At 37.2% G+C, this 4,488-nt stretch carries 3 protein-coding genes; 2 read left to right on the forward strand and 1 reads right to left on the reverse strand.

Going from position 1 to position 4,488, the window contains the following annotated elements; translation table 11 throughout:
* The first annotated feature begins 264 nt into the window (after nucleotides 1-264).
* Nucleotides 265-1,905 (forward strand): peptide ABC transporter substrate-binding protein, encoded by a 1,641-nt coding sequence (locus ACRCJ0_RS09805; protein ID WP_431390318.1) that lies wholly within the window; start codon nucleotides 265-267, stop codon nucleotides 1,903-1,905.
* A 197-nt stretch (nucleotides 1,906-2,102) separates the two neighbouring features.
* Nucleotides 2,103-3,776 carry a peptide ABC transporter substrate-binding protein gene (locus tag ACRCJ0_RS09810; RefSeq protein WP_069286067.1) on the forward strand — a complete coding sequence of 558 codons (1,674 nt, stop codon included), beginning with the start codon at nucleotides 2,103-2,105 and terminating at the stop codon, nucleotides 3,774-3,776.
* 414 nt (nucleotides 3,777-4,190) lie between these two features.
* Here the strand turns inward: ACRCJ0_RS09810 and ACRCJ0_RS09815 are convergent.
* Nucleotides 4,191-4,488 (reverse strand): DUF3899 domain-containing protein (locus ACRCJ0_RS09815; RefSeq protein ID WP_431390319.1); only part of this gene is annotated, 298 nt, incomplete at its 5' end.

Consider the following 4,488-nt stretch of genomic DNA (forward strand, 5'->3'; position numbering starts at 1 on the left):
TATTGCACCAATTTAGGTCGCTATGACACTTTCGAATATTCAGACAGTTAACATCCTAGCGCAGGTACTTCGGTATCTGTGCTTTTTTGTCTTCGTCAACTTCAGCTTAAGTGAAAGTCGCGCATACAAAGTTGCAGAAAATTTTAAAAATTTGTGCGTGATCGTTTTTACTGACAAAAATTATAGCTTGATACCATTGACATAATAAAATAATGAGATAAAATGATATTTATATTAAAAATATGTTAGAAGTGGGAGATTTCTATGAAGATAAAGAAAAGTTTTTTGGTTACGCTAGCAACTGCGGCTTTATTAGGTGCTTGTGGTAGTAGTGGTGGGAATACTGAAGCTGCAAATGGGGAAGCAAGTGCGGTAGTCAATTATGTGGCACCAACTGAAATTGCTACAATGGACTCAGTATTAGTAACAGATATGAATAGTGCTAACTATATTGGACATGTTCAAGAGGGTTTATATTGGGAAAATGATGTAAATGAAATCCAACCAGCCTTGGCTGAATCATTGCCAGAGGTATCTGAAGATGGATTAACTTATACAATCAAAATGCGCGAAGACGCAACTTGGTCAAATGGTGATCAAATTACAGCTCACGATTTTGTATATGCAATTCAACGTTTAGCTAATCCAGATACGGCGGCACCATACTCATACTTACTAGCAGGATTTGAAAATGCTGAAGGTGTTTTGAATGGTGATCAAGCGGTTGAAGAATTAGGTGTTGAAGCTTTAGACGATTATACTATTGAAATTCGTTTAGAAACACCAATTCCATATATTGAAAACTTATTAGCTTTCACGCCATTATATCCACAAAACCAAGTTTTCGTTGAAGAAGCAGGGGATGCATACGGTACTGATTCAGAAAGTCTTGTTTTCTCTGGTCCATTTACTATGACTGACTGGGATGGTACAGGTTTAACTTGGTCGTTAGTGAAAAATGAAGACTACTATAATGCTGATATAATTGCCATTGATGAAGTAGATGTTCAAGTTATCAAAGAAGTTTCGACAAACGTCAACTTATTTGAAGCAGGTGACGTTGATAACTCATTATTAACAGGAGAATTAGCTAAGCAATATCTAAATCATGAAGACGCTGTACAACAAGCGAAAGCGAGAAACTACTGGGTAGCCTTCAACTATAATAACGAAGTATTCCAAAATAAAAATCTTCGGGAAGCAATCGACTATGCAATCAACAACAAAGAGTTGGCAACTAATGTAATCGGTGATGGATCAAACCCTGTATCTACATTTGTACCTGAAAACTTTATCTTTAACCCAGAAACGGAAGAAGATTTTGTCTCTGAAGTTGCAATTGAAGATAAATATGATCCAGAAGAAGCAGCTAGACTTTGGGCATTAGCACAAGATGAGTTAGGTGTTGAAACATTAACACTGAACTTATTAGGTGATGATGACGAGAAAAGTAAAACAACAGCTGAGTATATCCAAGGACAAATTGCAAATAACTTACCAGGTGTCACTTTAACATTGCAAAATGTACCTAAGAAAAACCGTCTAAGCCAAGAAGATGCACGTGATTATGATTTAGTTATTACAGGTTGGGCAGCTGACTTTGCAGATGGTATCAACTTCTTTGAATTATTTGAAACTGATGGGCCATACAACCGTGGGGACTATTCAAACGAAGCTTATGATGCAGAAATTACTGCTGCTAAAGGTGAAAATGCCAATGATCCAGTAGCACGTTGGGAAAACTTTGTTGCTGCCCAAGAGGTATTAACAGAAGATGCGGCATGGATTCCGTTATACCAAGAGGTAGAAACACAATTAAGAAATCCTAACTTAGAAGGTATCACTTTCAGATCTGTAGGTAACGAATTTGACTTACGTACTGCCACTTTAATTAGTGCAGAATAAAATACAATAATTGAACAAGTGACAAGACAACCGTAGATAAAATTTCAACGGTTGTCTTTATTTATGAGGGGATTATGAATATTTCATGAAAATAATGAGAAAAAAAGATTGACAACGTATTCAAAATCTAGTAAATTGTCTCCATGTTGTAATAAATATCTAATTAAGCAATTTGCTTAAATATGGAGGATGTTCTTATGGAAAGAAAAAGTTTATTTAAATCACTTGCAGTGATTGGTTTATCAGGTTTAGTGCTAGCGGCCTGTGGTAATGGAAGTGACAATTCAGGTTCAAATGGTTCTGGCGAAAGCGAACAAGTATTGAACTGGACGACAACTTCTGAATTACCAACAATGGATACGACAATGGTTACAGATACAGTTTCATTTGATATGATGAACAACGTTAATGAAGGTTTATACCGTCAAAATGCTGAAGGTGAATATGAAGCTGGTGTATTAGACGGCGAACCGGAAATTTCTGAAGACGGTTCTGTATACACATACAAAATTAAAGAAGATGCTACATGGTCAAATGGGGACCCTGTAACAGCTAATGACTTTGTATATGCATGGCAACGTTTAGTTGATCCTGATACAGCAGCGCCATACTCATACTTAGCGGACGGTATCATCCAAAATGCAACTGAAATCATCGCTGGCGAAATGGAACCTTCAGAATTGGGTGCTGTTGCGGTTGATGATAAAACATTAGAAGTAACATATGCGAAACCTGTGCCATATTTGGAAGGTATATTGTCAATGGCACCATTCTACCCACTTAACCAAACATACGTGGAAGAACAAGGTGACACTTACGCAACTAACTCAGATACAGTTTTATATAATGGACCATTTGCCTTATCTGGTTGGGATGGTACAAACTTGAACTGGTCATTAGAGAAAAATGATAACTACTGGGATGCAGATAATGTTCAATTAGATACAGTTAAATACCAAGTACTTAAAGAAACTTCAACTGCATTAAACCTATTTGATTCTGGTGAGATTGACTATTCTACAGTATCTGGTGAATATGTAGCGGCTCGTGAAGGTGATCCAAACATGGATAATGCGCCAGAATCGACAGTATTCTATATCAAGATGAACCAAGAACGTAACGGTGAAGAAACACCATTAGCGAATACAAATATTCGTCGTGGTATCTCACAAGCGATTGATAAACAATCATTTGCAGACCAAGTGTTACAAAATGGCTCGCTACCTGCTGACTACTTAGTACCAGAAGGATTAGCAAGTAACCCATCAACAGATGTTGACTTCCGTGAAGATTCAACTGAAGGTACAGGATTTGTTGACTATGATGTAGAATCAGCACAAGAAGCTTTCAATGCTGGTCTAGAGGAGTTAGGTACTGACTCAATTACACTTGAATTATTAGTTGATGATACTGAAAATGCCAAACGTTCAGCTGAATATATCCAAGGGCAATTACAAACAAACCTACCAGGTTTACAAGTACAAATTGTTTCAGTTCCGTTCAAGAACCGTGTAGCAGCTGATAATAGTCAAGACTACGATTTACAAATCGCAGGTTGGGGCGCTGACTATGCTGACCCAATTAACTACTTAGAGTTATTCGTAACTGATGGAAATAATAACAATTCTGGTTACTCAAATGAAGAGTACGATGCGTTAATCCAAGCTGCATCAGATGAAACTGAAGACTTAGATAAACGTTGGAGCGATTTAGTCGCAGCTGAGTCTTTAATTTTAGAAGAAGCTGGTATCGCACCATTGTACCAACGTTACGGTGCTTACTTAGAGCAACCAACAGTTGAAGGCGTTGTTCACCACCAAGTTGGTGCATCAACTTCATTCAAATGGGCTTCAAAAACAGCAGCAGAATAATTTCAGCTGACATTTGAAACTTATTGAAACAACCCGCCAAGCCTTGGCGGGTTGTTTTTATTATGATATGTGAGGAATGTTGACGCTAAATGATAATTGTGTTAGAATTTGTACTGCTTTTGGTGAATGTTTCTAAGAGATTGACTAGGTTACAAATAATTCTAGACATGCCACCAAATGGATTTATTTGCGTTTTAAGGCGCGTTAGGCCTGTGAAGCCCAGTAGTACTAATTGGGTAATGAAAAGGCCTTAACCGTAGATTAAGACCAAATTGAAGGTGGGTTGATAGGGTTTTGCTTACTAGAAGTTAGGTAAGAAAAATAACATGATTAGGGATATAATGTTTCACGGTAATGATAACTAGTATAACATATCATAAAAAGGGCGGATAATTTGGTCCACCCCAGGTAATTCTATATAATGTAATAGGCGATTAGGAAGATTAAACTTATTGCTAATAAGCTGCCACCGATTTTTAGGAAGCCGATGTACCAGTTGCCCATTGATTGGGACAAAGTTTGTACATTTCTTTCTGAGTCATCATCATTTTTTGAATTATTTTGTGAGAAAACACTTGGTTTCCACTTACGCCAACTGTACTGAAACAGGTCAAAAGTCCCGTCTTTAAGGATTAATCCGAATAAACCAAGGATTAAAAAGGGCGCTGACAAGTAAAAGTAGCTATTGCTCAAGTAAAATAAAGTGATACCT

It is taken from the genome of Aerococcus sp. L_32 (genome assembly GCF_050689315.1).

What these genes read in the sequence shown, in the direction of transcription:
- ACRCJ0_RS09805 (WP_431390318.1), top strand. Translation starts at nt 265, where the DNA reads ATGAAGATAAAGAAAAGTTTTTTGGTTACGCTAGCAACTGCGGCTTTA.
- ACRCJ0_RS09810 (WP_069286067.1), top strand. Translation starts at nt 2,103, where the DNA reads ATGGAAAGAAAAAGTTTATTTAAATCACTTGCAGTGATTGGTTTATCA.